Annotated in this window: 12 protein-coding genes; 8 read left to right on the top strand and 4 right to left on the bottom strand. The window is 66.8% G+C overall.

Annotated features, from left to right (window positions below; all coding sequences use genetic code 11):
- Positions 1-318: 318 nt before the first annotated feature.
- Positions 319-1,596, top strand: a complete 1,278-nt coding sequence (locus ACW6W5_RS01375) for a sugar MFS transporter (RefSeq protein WP_183073714.1) — start codon at positions 319-321, stop codon at positions 1,594-1,596.
- A gap of 9 nt (positions 1,597-1,605) precedes the next feature.
- On the opposite strand, the gene ACW6W5_RS01380 is transcribed toward ACW6W5_RS01375, so the two are convergent.
- Positions 1,606-2,613, bottom strand: coding sequence for a LacI family DNA-binding transcriptional regulator (locus tag ACW6W5_RS01380; RefSeq protein ID WP_152150957.1), 1,008 nt, complete (start codon positions 2,611-2,613; stop codon positions 1,606-1,608).
- A 389-nt stretch (positions 2,614-3,002) separates the two neighbouring features.
- Between ACW6W5_RS01380 and ACW6W5_RS01385 the strand changes: the two genes are divergently transcribed.
- Positions 3,003-5,534, top strand: coding sequence for a glycoside hydrolase family 3 protein (locus ACW6W5_RS01385; RefSeq protein ID WP_152150959.1), 2,532 nt, complete (start codon positions 3,003-3,005; stop codon positions 5,532-5,534).
- Positions 5,535-5,594: 60 nt separating this feature from the next.
- Here the strand turns inward: ACW6W5_RS01385 and rho are convergent, their stop codons facing one another.
- Both rho and trxA read right to left on the bottom strand, forming a co-directional pair.
- A complete protein-coding gene (rho, locus tag ACW6W5_RS01390) occupies positions 5,595-7,373 on the bottom strand; it encodes a transcription termination factor Rho (RefSeq protein ID WP_152150961.1) in 1,779 nt (592 codons plus the stop codon).
- 222 nt (positions 7,374-7,595) lie between these two features.
- Positions 7,596-7,925, bottom strand: a complete 330-nt coding sequence (trxA, locus tag ACW6W5_RS01395) for a thioredoxin TrxA (RefSeq protein ID WP_019183509.1) — start codon at positions 7,923-7,925, stop codon at positions 7,596-7,598.
- 559 nt (positions 7,926-8,484) lie between these two features.
- On the opposite strand from trxA, the gene rhlB reads away from it, so the two are divergent.
- The 5 genes from rhlB (at position 8,485) to ung (ending at position 13,545) form a co-directional block, all read left to right on the top strand.
- Positions 8,485-10,194 carry an ATP-dependent RNA helicase RhlB gene (gene rhlB / locus ACW6W5_RS01400; RefSeq protein WP_121040408.1) on the top strand — a complete coding sequence of 570 codons (1,710 nt, stop codon included), beginning with the start codon at positions 8,485-8,487 and terminating at the stop codon, positions 10,192-10,194.
- 151 nt (positions 10,195-10,345) lie between these two features.
- Positions 10,346-11,032, top strand: coding sequence for a cell division ATP-binding protein FtsE (ftsE, locus tag ACW6W5_RS01405; protein ID WP_121040406.1), 687 nt, complete (start codon positions 10,346-10,348; stop codon positions 11,030-11,032).
- A complete protein-coding gene (gene ftsX, locus ACW6W5_RS01410; protein ID WP_152150963.1) occupies positions 11,029-11,979 on the top strand; it encodes a permease-like cell division protein FtsX in 951 nt (316 codons plus the stop codon). Before ftsE ends, ftsX begins: the two co-directional genes overlap by 4 nt.
- Before the next feature lie 7 nt (positions 11,980-11,986).
- Positions 11,987-12,829 (top strand): response regulator, encoded by an 843-nt coding sequence (locus ACW6W5_RS01415; protein ID WP_121040403.1) that lies wholly within the window; start codon positions 11,987-11,989, stop codon positions 12,827-12,829.
- Positions 12,826-13,545: a uracil-DNA glycosylase gene (ung, locus tag ACW6W5_RS01420; protein WP_121040401.1), complete on the top strand. Its 720-nt coding sequence runs from the start codon at positions 12,826-12,828 to the stop codon at positions 13,543-13,545. Before ACW6W5_RS01415 ends, ung begins: the two co-directional genes overlap by 4 nt.
- A 17-nt stretch (positions 13,546-13,562) precedes the next feature.
- Here ung and ACW6W5_RS01425 read toward each other — a convergent pair whose 3' ends face one another.
- Entirely contained in the window at positions 13,563-13,922 is a 360-nt protein-coding gene (locus ACW6W5_RS01425) for a helix-turn-helix domain-containing protein (RefSeq protein ID WP_121040399.1), read from the bottom strand.
- 468 nt (positions 13,923-14,390) lie between these two features.
- Here ACW6W5_RS01425 and ACW6W5_RS01430 point away from each other — a divergent pair, with 468 nt between their 5' ends.
- Positions 14,391-16,418 carry a DUF11 domain-containing protein gene (locus ACW6W5_RS01430; RefSeq protein ID WP_193222734.1) on the top strand — a complete coding sequence of 676 codons (2,028 nt, stop codon included), beginning with the start codon at positions 14,391-14,393 and terminating at the stop codon, positions 16,416-16,418.
- Positions 16,419-16,454: the final 36 nt, after the last annotated feature.

Consider the following 16,454-nt stretch of genomic DNA (forward strand, 5'->3'; position numbering starts at 1 on the left):
AACAAACGCACGTGGCGATGCGCTTGCGACCGGCAGCGACGGGTGTCGTGCGTTGCAGTCGGGACGGCCGCGCGTGAGGCGGAAACACTGCAACGCCGGTGTTGTGGCCCGATTCTGCCGGGACATGCGCAGCCGGATTGGCGATGCTGATCCGTTGTGCAGTGCAGAACGAAACTGCGCGAAGGCATTCGGGTGCGTGCGCCGCTGCATGGGCCGACCGCCCGATCCGATTGCTGACAGCGCTGGACAATCGCGGTCCAAGCAGGTTCCATGTCTGGCCGCCGACTGGCCGGCACTCCCAATCTGGAAGGACATGCAATGGACACTCCTGCTGCCGTCCGCGGACAACATGTGCAAAGCAATGGCGTTGCACTGGCCGTGGTCACCGCCATCTTTTTCATGTGGGGCTTCCTCACCTGCCTCAACGACATCCTGATCCCGCACCTCAAGGCGGCATTCGCGCTGACCTGGGTGCAGGCGATGCTGGTCCAGTTCACCTTCTTCGGTGCGTACTTCCTGATGTCACTGCCGGCGGGGCGCCTGGTCGCGGCGGTGGGCTACAAGCGCGGCATCGTGGCCGGGCTGGCCATTGCCGGTGTCGGTGCGCTGCTGTTCTGGCCGGCCGCGCAGGCGCACGTATACGGTCTGTTCCTGGGGGCGCTGTTCGTGCTGGCCACCGGCATCACCGTGCTGCAGGTCGCCGCCAATCCCTACGTTGCGCTGCTCGGGCCGGAACAGACCAGTTCCAGCCGGCTGACATTGGCGCAATCGATGAATGCGCTGGGCACCACCATCGCGCCGCTGTTCGGTGGCCTGCTGATCCTCTCGGCCGCGCCGCGTACGGCTGATGAACTGGCGCTGCTGCCGCACGCTGAAGCGCTCGCGTATCGCGCTGCTGAAGCGCAATCGGTGCAGGTGCCGTACTTCGGCCTGGCAGTGGCGCTGTTCGTGCTGGCAGTGGCGATCTGGATGTTCCGCCTGCCGACCATTCCCGGCGTGGAAGGCGAGGCTGCCACCGGCAGGGGCCGCCTGCGCGATGCGCTGCGCCACCGCCACCTGCGCTATGGCGTGCTGGCGATCTTCTTCTATGTGGGTGCGGAAGTGTCGATCGGCAGCGTGCTGGTCAACTTCCTCTCGATGCCGGGTATCGGTGAGGGGCTGACCGAGCAGGAGGCCACCCGTTACGTATCGTTGTACTGGGGCGGTGCGCTGGTCGGGCGTCTGCTCGGTGCGGCATTGCTGACCCGTCTGGATCCGCGCCGCATGTTGGGGGTCTTCGCGCTGATCGTGATGGCCCTGCTGGCGGTGACGATGCTGGGCACCGGCAACCTGGCCAAGTGGAGCGTGGTCAGCATCGGCCTGTTCAACTCGATCATGTTCCCGACCATCTTCGCGCTGGCGATTGCCCGCCTCGGTACGCTGACCGGCCAGGCATCGAGCCTGTTGGTGATGGCGATCGTCGGTGGGGCGGTGATCCCGCTGGCGATGGGCTGGCTGGCCGACCATCATGGGCTGCAGGTGTCTTTCCTGCTGCCGATGCTGTGCTACCTGTTCATTGCGTTCTACGCGTGGCGCGGTTCACGCCACAGCGGCTGAGGCAGGCGGTCAGCGGCGAAGCGGTGGGTGCGTGGATTCGCGCACCAGCACCGCGTGATCGACGGTGACCATGGTGCCGGCCTCCGGCGAGCGGATGCGATCGATCAACTGCTCGGTGGCCAGCCGCCCCATGGCGGCGGTCGGCTGCCGCACCGTGGTCAGTGCCGGGTAGATGTGGCCGGCAATCGGGGTGTCATCGAAACCGCAGACCGACAGGTCCCGGGGGATGCGCAGGCCGCGTTGGCCGGCGACGCGGAACACGGCGGCGGCCATGTCGTCGTTGGCGGCGAAGATCGCCGTGGGCGGCTCTGGCAGATCCAACAGTGCGTTGGCCGCATCGATGCCGGATTCGAACGAGAACTGGCCGTTGACGACCAGCGCCGGATCGTACTCGATTGCATACTGGCGCAACGCCTGGCGATAGCCGGCGTGGCGCCACTGGCAGGCGCCGTGCGCGCGCGGGCCCTTGATGTGGCCGATGCGGCGATGGCCCTGCGCGACCAGATGGCCGATCAGTTCAATCACCGCCGTGGTCTCGTCCATGCGCACGCCGATGCAGCCCTCGGGGTGCCGCGGCGCAATGGAGGCATACGGAATCTCGTGCTCGTCCAGATAGGCCAGCACCACTGCGTCGTCGGTCAGTGGCGGGATCAGCACCACCCCGTCGGGGCGCGAATTCTCGAACAGCGCGGCCAGATCGGGCAGGGTACGGCGCGCCGTGCCGACCGGGCCCAGGATCAGGTTGTAGTGGTTGGCGTGGCAGGCCTCCAGCATCCCGTTCTGGATTTCCATCAGGTAATTGCGCGAGGGGTTGTTGTAGACCAGCGCCAGCGCATACGAGCGCTGACCGGCCAGGCTGCGCGCGGAGAGATTGGGCTTGTAGCCGAGGCGGGCCACCGCGGCCAGCACGCGATCACGGGTTTCCGCGCGCACGTTGGGCTCGTTGTTGAGCACGCGGGACACCGTCTTGATCGATACACCCGCAACGGCGGCGACATCCTCGATACGACTACGCATGGTGCGGGGGTTCCTCTTGGAGGGGCGGGCGGGCAGATGCCGATGGTAGTGCGCGTGTGTCACATCGATGTTGCCGATACAGGCGGATGTTGCCATGCCGGCGGCGTGCGTGGCGGGTTCGTGTTTTTCCATGCCGCGATGCAGCAGTTCACGGGAGGGTCGGACACGCGCTACGCCGGTGATCCCTGCTGCAGCGGGACTTCGGCTGCAACCCTGTCGGCAGGCGGTTGACAGCGTTGCCATGGGCTTATATGACAGCGCTGTCAGACAAGGGCGCTGACCAACGCAGCATCGCTACCCTGCCGGCCATCGACATCGCAGCGCGAGCGGTGCCCGGCTGCGGTCGCGCCCGTCCCGTTCGCGCGTATTTCATCAGAGGAAGATGTCCAGTGACCAGCTTCAACAAGACGATTCTCGCCACCTGCCTGTTGGCCGCGCTGGCCTCGACGGCCGGTGCCGCACCGGCCACCGGTGAACGCCTGCAGGACTGGCCCCACGTGACCAGCGCGATCGGTCCGGATGCCGCGCTTGAGGCGCGGGTACGGGAGATCGTGGCGCAGATGACGCTGGCGCAGAAGGTGGGCCAGATGACCCAGCCCGAGATCAAGATGATCACGCCCGATGAGGTCCGCCAGTACTACATCGGCTCGGTTCTCAATGGTGGCGGCTCCTGGCCGGGCATGGACAAGCACGCCACGGTGGCACAGTGGCTGCAGCTGGCCGATGCGTATCGCGCGGCCTCGCTGGCCACCGATGCACGCATGCCGATCCCGGTGATCTGGGGCACCGATGCGGTGCACGGCCACAACAACGTCTACGGTGCCACGCTGTTCCCGCACAACATCGGTCTGGGCGCGGCGGGGGATGCCGCCCTGATCGAGCGGATCGGCCAGGCCACCGCACACGCGGTGCGCGCGACCGGCATCGACTGGGTGTTCGCGCCGACCCTGGCGGTGGCGCATGATCCGCGCTGGGGCCGCACCTACGAAAGCTATTCCTCCGATCCGCACGTGATCCGCGAATTCGCCCAGGCTTACGTCAAGGGCGCGCAGGGCCGCTTCGGCGATGACGGCAACGTAGTCGCCACTGCCAAGCACTACATCGGCGATGGCGCGACCGACAACGGCCGCGACCAGGGCGAGGCGCTGGTCGACAAGGCCACGATGATCAACGTGCACGGGCAGGGCTACTACGGCGCGCTCGGCGAAGGCGTGCAGACGGTGATGGCCTCGTTCAACAGCTGGAACGACCGCAGTGGCGGCGTCGACTACGGCAAGATGCACGGCAACAAAGCCCTGTTGACCGGTGCGCTGAAAGAGAAGATGGGCTTCGACGGTTTCGTCGTCTCGGACTGGAACGGCATTGCCCAGGTACCCGGGTGCCGCAACGACAGCTGCGCGCAGGCGATCAACGCCGGCATCGACATGGTGATGGTGCCCGACGACTGGAAGGCCTTCATCGCCAACACGCTGGCCCAGGTGGAGAGCGGGGAGATCCCGATGGCGCGCATCGATGACGCGGTCACCCGGATCCTGCGCGTGAAGCTGCGTGCAGGCCTGTTCGATCACAAGCCGTCGGACAGCCGCTACGCCGGTGATGTCGCTGCCGTGCAGCACCGTGAGCTGGCGCGCCAGGCGGTGCGCGAGTCGCTGGTGCTGCTCAAGAACGATGCCAAGGTGCTGCCGCTGCGCCGCGATGCACGCGTCATGGTGGTCGGCAAGAGTGCCGACAACCTGTCCGACCAGTCCGGCGGCTGGTCGCTGACCTGGCAGGGCACTGAGAACCGCAATGCCGATTTCCCCCATGCCGATTCGGTGCTCGGTGCGTTGCGTGCCGAGCTGGGCACACAGCGGGTTGCCTACAGCGCCGATGCGACGGCGCTCGATCCGACCGGGTTCGATGTGGTCGTGGCGGTGATCGGCGAGACGCCGTATGCCGAGACCAACGGCGACATCCTGGCCTCTGATTCGGTCAGCCACAGCCGCGCCTATCCGCAGGATCTGGCGGTGCTGCGCGCGGCCCAGGCCAGCGGCAAGCCGGTGGTGACCGTGTACTTCTCCGGGCGCCCGATGTACACCAACGACCTGCTCAACCAATCGCAGGCCTTCGTGGCGGCGTGGCTGCCGGGCACCGAGGGCAAGGGCATCACCGATGTGCTGGTGGCCGGCAAGGACGGCAGGCCCGCGCATGACTTCCGCGGGCGCCTGAGCTTCCCGTGGCCGGGCGTTCCCTGCCCGGCGCCGATCGACCGCCCGGATCCGAAGCAGCCCCCCCTGTTCGCGCTGGGCCACGGCCTGAGCTATCGCACGCCGGGCAAGGTTGCCCGCCTGCCCGAAGCCAACCCGGACAACTGTGGCGAAGTGACCACCCTGCCGATCTTCAACCGGGCTGACACGCCGCCGTTCGCGCTGCATGTGGCGGCCGGCGGCGCGACCCAGCCGCTGGGCAACGATCTCAATGCCACGCTGCGCTGGCCGACCGCCGCGCCCGTGGTACAGGTGCGCACCGTGCAGATCAACACTCAGCAGGACGCGAAGGAAGTGACCTGGCTGGCACCGGCGCAACTGCTGGCACGCAGCAGCTCGCGTCGCAACCTGGGCGCGCTGGCCCGCACCCAGGGTGCGCTGCAGTTCGACGTACAGCTGCTGCACCGTCCGGCTTCACCGGTGAAGGTGACCATGCAGTGCGGCACGGGCTGCGAGGGCGGCGTGGATATCGCCCCGGCGCTGGCCAGACTGGCGCCGGGGCAGAAGCAGACCGTGACCGTACCGCTGGCGTGCTTTGCCAGGCACGGGGTGGATCTGGGGGCGGTGGAAGCGCCGTTCGTGGTGACGGCGGACAAGCCGTTCGCGGCGGCGTTCACCCAGGTGCGGGTGTCGACCAACAGTGCCGGGGTGGAGGGGGCCGTGGCCTGTCCCTGAGTCCCGTAATGAAAAAGGCCCCGCAATGCGGGGCCTTTTCCTGTCCGGATGATGCGCCGATCAGCGCTTCATCGAACCGAAGAACTCGTCGTTGGACTTGGTGTTCTTCATCTTGTCGAGCAGGAATTCCATCGCAGCCATTTCATCCATCGGATGCAGCAGCTTGCGCAGGATCCAGATCTTCTGCAGCAGTTCCGGTTCGATCAGCAGATCTTCACGGCGGGTACCCGAGCGGTTGATGTCGATCGCCGGGAACACGCGCTTTTCGGAGATACGACGGCTCAGGTGCACTTCGCTGTTGCCGGTGCCCTTGAACTCTTCGTAGATCACCTCGTCCATCTTGCTGCCGGTATCGACCAGCGCGGTAGCGATGATGGTCAGGCTGCCGCCTTCCTCCACGTTACGCGCCGCGCCGAAGAAGCGCTTGGGGCGGTGCAGGGCGTTGGCATCCACACCACCGGTCAGCACCTTGCCCGAGCTGGGCACCACGTTGTTGTACGCACGTGCCAGGCGGGTGATCGAGTCGAGCAGGATCACCACGTCCTTCTTGTGCTCGACCAGGCGCTTGGCACGCTCGATCACCATTTCGGCGACCTGCACGTGACGGGCGGCCGGCTCGTCGAAGGTGGAGCTGATGACTTCGCCGCGCACGGTGCGCTGCATTTCCGTCACTTCTTCCGGACGCTCATCGATCAGCAGCACGATCAGGTGGACGTCCGGATGATTGGTGGTGATCGCCGTGGCCACCTGCTGCATCATCATCGTCTTGCCGGCCTTGGGCTGGGAGACGATCAGCGAACGCTGACCCTTGCCCTGCGGTGCCATCAGATCAAGGATGCGGCCGGTGATGTCTTCGGACGAACCGTTGCCACGTTCCAGGGTGAAGCGCTTGCGCGGGAACAGCGGGGTCAGGTTCTCGAACAGCACCTTGTTCTTGGACGCTTCCAGCGGCTCACCGTTGATGGTGTCCACGATCGACAGCGCGAAGTAGCGCTCGCCGTCCTTCGGGAAGCGGATGCGGCCGGACAGGTGATCGCCGGTACGCAGGTTGAAGCGGCGGATCTGGCTGGGCGAAATGTAGGTATCGTCCGGGCCGGCCAGGTAGCTGGCTTCAGCCGCGCGCAGGAACCCGAAGCCGTCGGGCAGGATTTCCAGCACGCCATCGGCGGCGACGCCGTCGCCATGACGGGTCAGCACCTTGAGCAGGGCGAAGATCACGTCCTGCTTGCGGGCGCGGGCCACGCCTTCGGAGATCTGCAGCTGCTCGGCGATTTCCAGCAGCTTCTGTGCCGGCATGCGCTTGAGGTCACTCAGCGAATAGACCGGGAAGCCTTCGGGCACGTTGGCCTGCTGGCTGCGCACGAACGGCTGCTGTTCGCCGTTGTCCTGCGGCATGCCGTCGTCGTTGTAGCGATCGCCACCGCGGTTGCGGTCGCGGCGATTGCGGAAACGGTCGCGGCGGTTGCCTTGGCCCTGACCCTGGCCTTGGCCTTGATTCTGACCTTGACCCTGACCTTGGCCCTGCTGGTACGGGTTCTGGTTGCGGCCATTCTGGTTGCGCTGGCCACCGTCGCCGGTGTCCTGCTGACCACCGCCCTGCGAGGGCGATGCGTCGCCACCGGCAGAAGCTGCCGGCGCCGATGCCTGCGGGGCCGCCGAAGGAGCGGCAGCCGGCGCCGGCGCGTCAGACGCGGCAGCCAGAGGCAGAGCGGGTTGTGAAGGGGGGGAACCGGCTTCGGCAGCGGTGTTGGCGGCGGCCTTGGCGACGCGCGGCTTGCGCACGCGCTTCTCGGCGGGCGCGTCGGCGCTCCCGGGTTCGGAAGTAGTGATATCGGACAAGTGCTGGATTCCTCGCTAGAAGGTGCGAGCGCCCGGCAGGGCGGCGAACGTTGGGAAAGGATCTGGAAGGAAACTGCGTCCAGAAGATGCGGCGCGCGAATGCGGCCGGATATGCCGACACTAACACCGGCTCGCGGCGGCGCGCAAGCCGGGTGGGGCAGGGTCATTCATGCGGGCGACGGGCCCGCGTGGCAGCCGGACGGTGCCGGCTGCCCGCTGCGATCAGGCCAGGGCCTTGTCGAGCATGCCGGCCAGCTGGGCCTTGCCGACGGCACCGATCTGCTGCGCCTGGACTTCGCCGTCCTTGAATACCAGCAGCATCGGGATCGAGCGCACGTGGTACTTGGCAGCCAGGGCGCGGTTCTGATCCACGTTGACCTTGGCGATCTTGGCGCGGCCGTTGTAGGCGTCGGCCAGTTCATCCAGCGCCGGGGCGATCATCTTGCAGGGACCACACCATTCGGCCCAGAAATCGACCAGCACCGGTTCCTTGGAATTCAGCACTGCGCTATCAAAGTCGGCGTCGCCGACATGTACAACCTTGTCGCTCATCTTGGTTTCTCGTCTGGTAATGCACCCGGCAGGGCCGGAGGAAGTTGAATTTGGGCAACGCCAACCGGGCGTCACCCTCGTCTGGTGCCTCGTGGCCGCGGGCGGCCAGCGGTGCGTTCGGCGGATGCCTGGACGCTCACGGGGCGCAGTGTACCGCTATCGCCGTGACCGGACAGACGCTGGTTGGAAAGAAGCGTCCCGTGATCGCCCACCTGCGTTATCGCGACGATCCCGGTTGATATGCGGGGGCCAGGACGACGGTTCCAGCCCCGCCAGCCGCGCCGTTCAACCGGCGGCAGGGCGGGTGAATACGAGGTGCAGAGCGCATGCCAGCCGCTCCAACGCGCTGTAATGGCGCGCCGGGCGGGCATTCTCACGGGGTCGAGAGACGGGTGATCCCGGTTTGCCGCCGACATTGCGTTAAACTGGGGCATTGCGCGGCGCCCTGGACCCGAGTCCGGCCCCGCCAATCCCGGCGCAGGGGCCGTTTGCGACGGTGCCCCCCAAGATGATGCAAGCCACCCGCACCTCTGCCGGCTGGCCTTACCAAGACGGACTCATGAGCGACAAACCGCTGACCGATTTGACCTTCTCCTCCTTCGAGCTGCATCCGGCCCTGCAGGCCGGCCTTGAAGGAGCCGGATTCACCCGTTGCACGCCCATCCAGGCGCTGACCCTGCCGGTCGCGCTGCCCGGCGGCGACGTCGCCGGCCAGGCCCAGACCGGCACCGGCAAGACGCTGGCCTTCCTGGTCGCGGTGGTGAACCGCCTGCTGACCCGCCCGGCACTGGCCGATCGCAAGCCGGAAGACCCGCGCGCGCTGATCCTGGCCCCGACCCGCGAGCTGGCCATCCAGATCCACAAGGATGCCGTGAAGTTCGGCTCCGACCTCGGCCTGCGCTTCGCGCTGGTCTACGGTGGTGTGGACTACGACAAACAGCGCGAGATCCTGCAGCAGGGCGTGGACGTGATCATCGCCACCCCGGGCCGCCTGATCGACTACGTCAAGCAGCACAAGGTGGTCTCGCTGCATGCCTGCGAAATCTGCGTGCTCGACGAAGCCGACCGCATGTTCGACCTGGGCTTCATCAAGGACATCCGCTTCCTGCTGCGCCGCATGCCCGAGCGCAGCACGCGCCAGACGCTGCTGTTCAGCGCCACGCTCAGCCATCGCGTGCTGGAGCTGGCCTACGAGCACATGAACGAGCCGCAGAAGCTGGTGGTGGAGAGCGAATCCATTACCGCCGCCCGCGTGCGCCAGCGCATCTATTTCCCGGCCGACGAAGAGAAGATTCCGCTGCTGCTGGGCCTGCTCTCGCGCAGCGAAGGCGCCCGCACCATGGTGTTCGTCAACACCAAGGTGTTCGTCGAGCGCGTGGCGCGTTCGCTTGAAAAGGCCGGTTACCGCGTCGGCGTGCTGTCCGGCGATGTGCCGCAGAAGAAGCGTGAGAGCCTGCTCAACCGCTTCCAGAAGGGTCAGCTGGAAATCCTGGTCGCCACCGATGTCGCCGCCCGCGGCCTGCACATCGACGGCATCAAGTACGTCTACAACTACGATCTGCCGTTCGATGCGGAAGACTACGTGCACCGCATCGGCCGCACCGCGCGCCTGGGCGAAGAAGGCGATGCGATCAGCTTTGCGTGCGAGCGCTACGCGATGGGCCTGCCGGACATCGAGGCTTACATCGAGCAGAAGATCCCGGTCGAGCCGGTCACCAGCGAAATCCTGACCCCGATCCCGCGCGCGCCGCGTGCACCGTCGCCGGAAGGCGAGGGTGATGCCGAGGGCGACGAGAACGAAAGCGTCGGCCAGATCTTCCGCGAAGCACGCGAAGCGCGTGCCGCCGAAGAGCAGCGTCGTGGCGGTGGCAGCAGCCGTGGCGGCAAGCCGGCCGGTGGCCGTGGCGAACGCCGTGCACCGGGCGAGCGCAGTGCCGATGGCAAACCGCGTCGCGAGCGCAAGCCGCGCGTGGAAGGCGAGCCGCCGGTCGCCGCCGTCGATGCCGAGGTCAAGCCGCAGCTGGCCCCGACCGCCGCGCCGTCTGCCGATGGCAGCCCGGCGGTGGAAGGTGAGCGCGCGCCGCGCAAGCGTCGTCGTCGTCGCCACGGCCGTCCGGTCGAAGGTGCCGAGGGCGCTGCAGCGACCGGCCCGGTGACCCCGGTGCAGGTGACGGCCAAGCCGATGCGCGGCACGCCTGCCGCCGATCCGGGCGCCTCGTTCCTGACGCGCCTGGGCCGCAAGATCCGCCGGATGCTCTCCGGCAGCTGATCCTGTTGCCGATTCACAGGTAGTGCCGGCCGCTGGCCGGCGCTGCACGGTGCAGGCAGTACGGGGAGCCGGCCAGCGGCCGGCACTACCGATCAGCGCCCCATCAGGTTGCCGTTACCTACGCGCCACCCTCGTCCTGCATAATCAGGGAATGAGCGTCCTGCGTTTTGACAATGTCAGCAAACAATATGCCGGCGGCCACCAGGCACTGGTGGACGTCAGCTTCGATGTCGCCCCCGGGGAAATGCTGTTCGTCACCGGCCATTCCGGTGCGGGCAAGAGCACCCTGCTCAAGTTGATCCATCTCGACGAGCGGCCCAGCCGCGGCGCGGTGATCTTCAATGAGCGCAACCTGCTGAAGGTGCGCGGCGGGAGTATTCCACGGCATCGGCGCGAGGTCGGTGCGGTGTACCAGGACCATCGCCTGCTGATGGACCGCAGCATCGCCGAGAACGTCGCCCTGCCGTTGATCCTGCGCGGCACCCGCCGCAACGAGATCGGCAAGCGCGTGCGTTCGGTACTCGAACGCATGGGCCTGGGCCACCGCGAAAAAGCCCTGCCCTCGCAGCTGTCGGCCGGTGAACAGCAGCGCGTCGGCATCGCCCGTGCGATCGTCGGCGAGCCCACGCTGCTGGTCGCCGATGAGCCCACCGGCAATCTCGATCCCACGTTGGCGGCGGAAATCATGGCGTTGTTTGCCGAACTGCCCGATCGCGGTACCAGCGTGCTGGTGGTCAGCCACGATCTGGCCCTGCTGCGGCGCATGCGCAAGCGCGTACTGATCCTGGATCACGGCCGCCTGGTCGATGACATCTCGCCGCAGGACCTGGCCGAATGACTACTCCGGTGACCAAAGAAACCGCCGCGCCGTCGCGTTTGGGCGTGTGGCTGCACCATCACGGCCACAGCGTGGTCTTCAGCCTCGGCCGTGCGTGGCGCAAGCCGTGGGCGACCCTGCTCACCGTGATGGTGATGGCGCTCGCGCTGGCCCTGCCGCTGGGCCTGTCGATCGCGCTGGACAACCTCAAGCACTTCGCCGGCAGCGTGCAGCAGTCGCGCGACATCAACCTGTTCCTCAAAACCGATGCCGGTACCGATGCGGCCCGCCAGGTCGCCGAGACCCTGCGCGGCCGCGCCGATGTGGCCAACGTCACCGTGCAGACCCCGGAGCAGGGCTTGGCCGAACTGCGCGAAAGTGCCGGGCTGGGTGAAGCGATCGATGCGCTGCATGACAATCCACTGCCGACCCTGTTGATCGTCACCCCGGGCGAGGGTGCCGACGACGCGCGCCTGGCGCAGTCGCTGGAAGGCCTGCCGCAGGCCGATCTGGTCCAGCATGATGCGCTGTGGCGCAAACGCCTGGATGGCTGGCTGGGCTTCGGTACGCGCCTGGTGCAGGTGCTGTCGGTGCTGCTCGGCCTCGGTGCCGCGCTGGTGGTCGGCAACACCGTGCGCCTGGACATCCAGGCCCGCCGCGATGAGATCGGCGTGCTGCAGCTGCTGGGCGCCAGCGATGGCTTCATCCGCCGCCCGTTCCTGTATCTGGGCGCGTGGTACGGCCTGGGGGCCGGTGCCGTCGCGCTGGCGCTGATCGGTGCGGCCGGGCTGGCGCTGCGCTCGCCGTTGGCCGCGCTCTCGCAGAGTTACGGCAGCCCGTTCGTGCTGCACGGGCTGGACCTGCTGCATTCCTCGTTCGTGCTGCTCGGCACCGTGGTGCTGGGCTGGCTGGGCGCCTGGCTGGTGACGGGGCATTTCCTGCGCCAGACCCGCCCGACCGAAACCTGAGGCCCGCATGCGTCCGCAAGCCCTCAAGCACCTCGCCGACGACGCACCGCGCGTGATGGTCGTCGACGGCTCCAAGCTGGTCCGCAAGTTGATTGCCGATGTGCTGCAACGCGAACTGCCGGCAGTGGACGTGGTGGGCTGCGCGAGCATCGCCGAGGCGCGTGCGGCGCTGGATGCCGGGCCGGTCAGCCTGGTCACCACCTCGCTCACTCTGAGCGATGGCGACGGGCTCGACCTGGCGCGCATCGTGCGCGACGCGGCCGGCCAAGCCTACGTGCCGGTGATCGTGGTCTCCGGCGATGCGCAGCAGCATCTGGAGCAGCGCCGCTTCACCGAGTACGTCACCGATTATTTCGACAAGGCGCTCGGTCACGAAGCCTTGGCCACTTTCATCCGTGGCTATGTGCAGCCAGAGACCATTCCGGGCGCGACGATCCTGTATGTCGAAGACAGCCGCGTCGTCGCCGAGGCGACCAAGCGCATGCTCGAACGGCAGGGCTTGAACGTGCTGCACGTGTTGACGGCCGAAGATGCGTTCGCGCTGCTCACCGCCGAGTCGCTCGGCCGCAGCAGCCACCGCATCGATCTGGTGCTTACCGATGTCACGCTCAAGGGCGAGCTCAGTGGCCGCGATGTGGTGCAGCGCGTGCGCGTGGACTTCGGCTATGGCAAGCGCCGCCTGCCGGTGCTGGTCATGACCGGCGACGGCAACCCGCACAACCAGTCCGGCCTGCTCCAGGCCGGTGCCAACGATCTGGTGCAGAAGCCGATCGAAGAGCGTCTGCTCATCACCAAGGTGCTGTTCCAGCTGCGCCTGTCCCGCCTCAACGAAAAGCCTGTCGTGCGATGAATGACGATGTAGTGCCCAGCATCCAGCTCGAAGCGAGCTGGAAGACGCGTATCGGTGATTACCTGCTGCGCCCGGAGATGCGGGAACTGTCCGCGTTCCTGCGCCAGCGCAAGGCCGCCGGTGCCCAGGTGTTTCCCCCCGGCCCGCAGATCTTCGCCGCGTTCGACGCCACGCCCTTCGATCAGGTCAAGGTGGTCATTCTCGGCCAGGATCCGTATCACGGGTATGGCCAGGCCCATGGCCTGAGTTTCTCGGTCATGCCGGGCGTACCGGTGCCGCCATCGCTGCTGAACATCTACAAAGAGATCGAGGCCGATCTGGGCATCCCGCGCCCGGACCATGGCTGCCTGTTGCCGTGGGCGCACCGCGGGGTGCTGCTGCTCAATGCGGTGCTGACCGTGGAAGCGGGCAACGCCGGCTCGCATCAACGGCGCGGCTGGGAGGGCTTCACCGATCACGTGGTGGACACCCTCAACCGCGAGCGCGAAGGCCTGGTGTTCCTGCTGTGGGGCAGCTACGCCCAGCAGAAGGGCAAGGTCATCGATACCGGCCGGCACCGCGTGCTCAAGGCGCCGCATCCTTCGCCGCTGTCGGCGCATCGCGGCTTCCTCGGCTGCCGCCATTTCTCGATGGCCAACGAGTACCTGCAGCGCCGCGGCCACGATCGCATCGACTGGTCGCTGCCGCCGCGTGCCGCGCTGGAGCCGGCGGCGTAATCACTGGCGGTCGTCGTCTAGACGGCCAGCATCTCGATGATGGATTGCGCTACCTGCCGCTTGCGCGGTGGCAGGCGCCGCAGCAGCGACAGAACGTTGCCCTCCAGATCATCGCGCACGTAATCCTGTGCGGGCGCGGTCACCGTCAGTTCCTCCCCGCTGGCTTTGCACACGCCGCGGCCGGTGGCCAACCATTCGAAGCGCACTCGCGTACAGATGGCGATATGTGCCAGATGCGACACGCTCGGGTGGGTACCTCCACGGCGTTCCCACTGCGCTACGGCACTGCGCTTGACCCCGGTTTCCACTGCCAACTGCGTTTGTGACATCCCTGCGCTGGTGCGTGCTGCGCGAATCCGATCCGACATCGCCAACATGGCCTTCCCCTCTCTCGTTCCTTGAACAGTGGATGGTTATCGATACTTACCGGGCAGTGATTCTTTTCTCCGCCTGTACAGAACTGCTTGCCGGCCTTGTCGCTGCAATCGCTCCACCGATAATCCGACGGGCGACAGTGAAACTTCCCCCTGTGCACGATGTGGCCGGTTTGACGGTTTTCATCCGTGCACGTAGTTAATCCCTCAAGCCGGCCATGATGCGCCGGGACATCCAAAACATCGGAAGCAGGCCGATGCCCTGTCGATCATGGTCGGTACCCACCGGCCCGTGAAAGACCGCTTCGGCCAGGACGCAGGGGATGGCCGATGGATAGAGTTACTGGTGTGAAGTCAGCGTTACGGCGATTCAGCTTGAGGGCGTTTTCGCTGTTATTTGTGATGTTGATCGCATTAAGTGCGGGTATTTCTTCTGCCAGTGCGCAATCGGCCTGCACGGCCGGTGCGTGCGTGAGCGCCGGGCCCCGCCTGGCCTCGATTGATTCCACGCAGAGCCCCATCCTCAATCTGCTGTTCGGCGCACTGCTGCCTGGCACCACGCTGAATCTCAGCGTGGCCGACTGGAACAACCTGGCCGGCGCCAACATCAATCTCAACGCGCTGCTGACCCAGCTCAACGGCGGCGTGGTGGTCAGTGACCCCAGCCAAGTGCTCAACGCCAACATCACCCTGGGGCAACTGCGTGCGGCAATGGTGCAGGTGTTGCAGGCCGACGGGCAGACCGCGGCCGCCAACGTGCTCAACGCGTTGCCGCTCGGCGTGGCGGGCACGAGCGGCAGCATCCGCCTGGCGGACATCCTGCAGATCGCGCTCCCGACCGGCTCGCTGGCGACCGTGCGGCTCAACGTGCTGGACCTGCTCACTGGCGGCGTGCAGCTTTACAACTTCCGCAACGTCCTCACCACGCCTGCCCCGATCACGGTCAACACCGCTGCGCTCGGCCTCAATGGCGTCGCCAATGTGCGCCTGTGGCTGCAGGCGGTGGAACCGCCGGTCTACACCTGCGGTGCCGCAGGGGCTGCCTTCCACAGCGCGGCGATCCGCATCAAGCTGGATCTGGATCTGGTACAGGGGTTGAACACCGGCACGCTCTCGGCAGCGCTCAATGGGCTGAATCTGCTGGGCGTCAGCCTGTCCAACACCAGCGTCACTGCCGATGTCCTGCATCTGCAGGTCTACGCCGATGTCGCGCGCGCGGAAGGGTCGATCTCGGCGATCAACCTGGTCGGCAACGCGGTCACGCTGCAGGCGCGGCCGGGCCTGGTGAACCTGTATGTCGGACAGATCAGCGATGCGACGTTCTTCAACCGCAGCACAGTGCTGACCGACACAGCGCTGAGTGCGGCCACGCTGACCTCGCTCAGCGTGCGGGTGCGGGTGTCGGCCAACGTGTTGGGGCTGCTCACGCCGATCGCTGACATCACCGTCCCGCTGACGGTCAGCATCCGCAGTTTCGCCACTGCCACCCCCGGGCTGCAGAGCGCCAGCTTCACCGGCCCGTATCCGCAGACACGCACGTTGAATGCCGGCACGGTCAGTGCGGCGACCATGGTCTCCACCCTGGTCAATTCACTCAGCATCCAGGTCACCAGCGGCAATCCCACGGTGACACTGCTGGGTGGCATCGCGTTGCCGCTGCCGGTGGCGGACCTCGTCAACGGCATCGTCAACGTGCTGCTCACCCCGATCCGCACGCAGGTCAATGCGCTGGTCACGCCGGTACTGACCGCCGTGCTCGGCGGGGTGGTCGACAACCTGCTGGGCCTGCTCGGCATCCGCATCGGCCAAGCGGTCTTCACCGTGGAAGGCATTACCCAGGCGTGCGCGGCGACAGTGCAGCTGGTCAAGGACCTGCAGCCGACCAGCGATAGCGGGCGGTTCAATCTGTCCATCACCTACAACGGCAGCACCGTCGGTTCGGCCAGCAATGTCGGCAACAACGGTGCCACCGCGGCGGTGATCACTGTCCCCGGCGGTAGCTACGCCCTGGCCGAAGCCGCCGCAGCCGGCACCACGCTGACCCGCTATGCCAGCACCTGGCAGTGCACGGACCAGAACAACACCGTGGTGTCCTCGGGCAGCGGCGGCAGTTTCACGCTGCAGGCGCCAGCGATGACCGCCACCGCGGTGACGCTGGTCTGCCGGATCACCAATCGAACGCGCCAGGCGGATCTGTCGATCACCAAGACCGACGGCAGCGGCAGCTACACACCGGGCGGCACCGCCACCTACACCTTGCTGGTGCGCAACGACGGCCCGGATGCCGTCACCAACGCCGTGGTCACCGACAGCCTGCCCGGCGGCACCACGCTGCGTGGCGCCTGGACCTGCAGCGCCACCAGTGGCAGCACCTGCGCAGCGGCCAGTGGCGGCGCGGTGGGCGCCAACGCGGTGAATGTCGGGGTGAACCTGGTCAACGGCGGGCAGGCCACGATCAGCGTACCGGTCAGTTTCAGCAGCAACCCGGGCGCGTACTAGCGCCCGGTGCAGTACGGCGGGTAGCGCGGGCTGACC

The sequence above is a fragment of the Stenotrophomonas sp. IS26 genome (genome assembly GCF_054188265.1).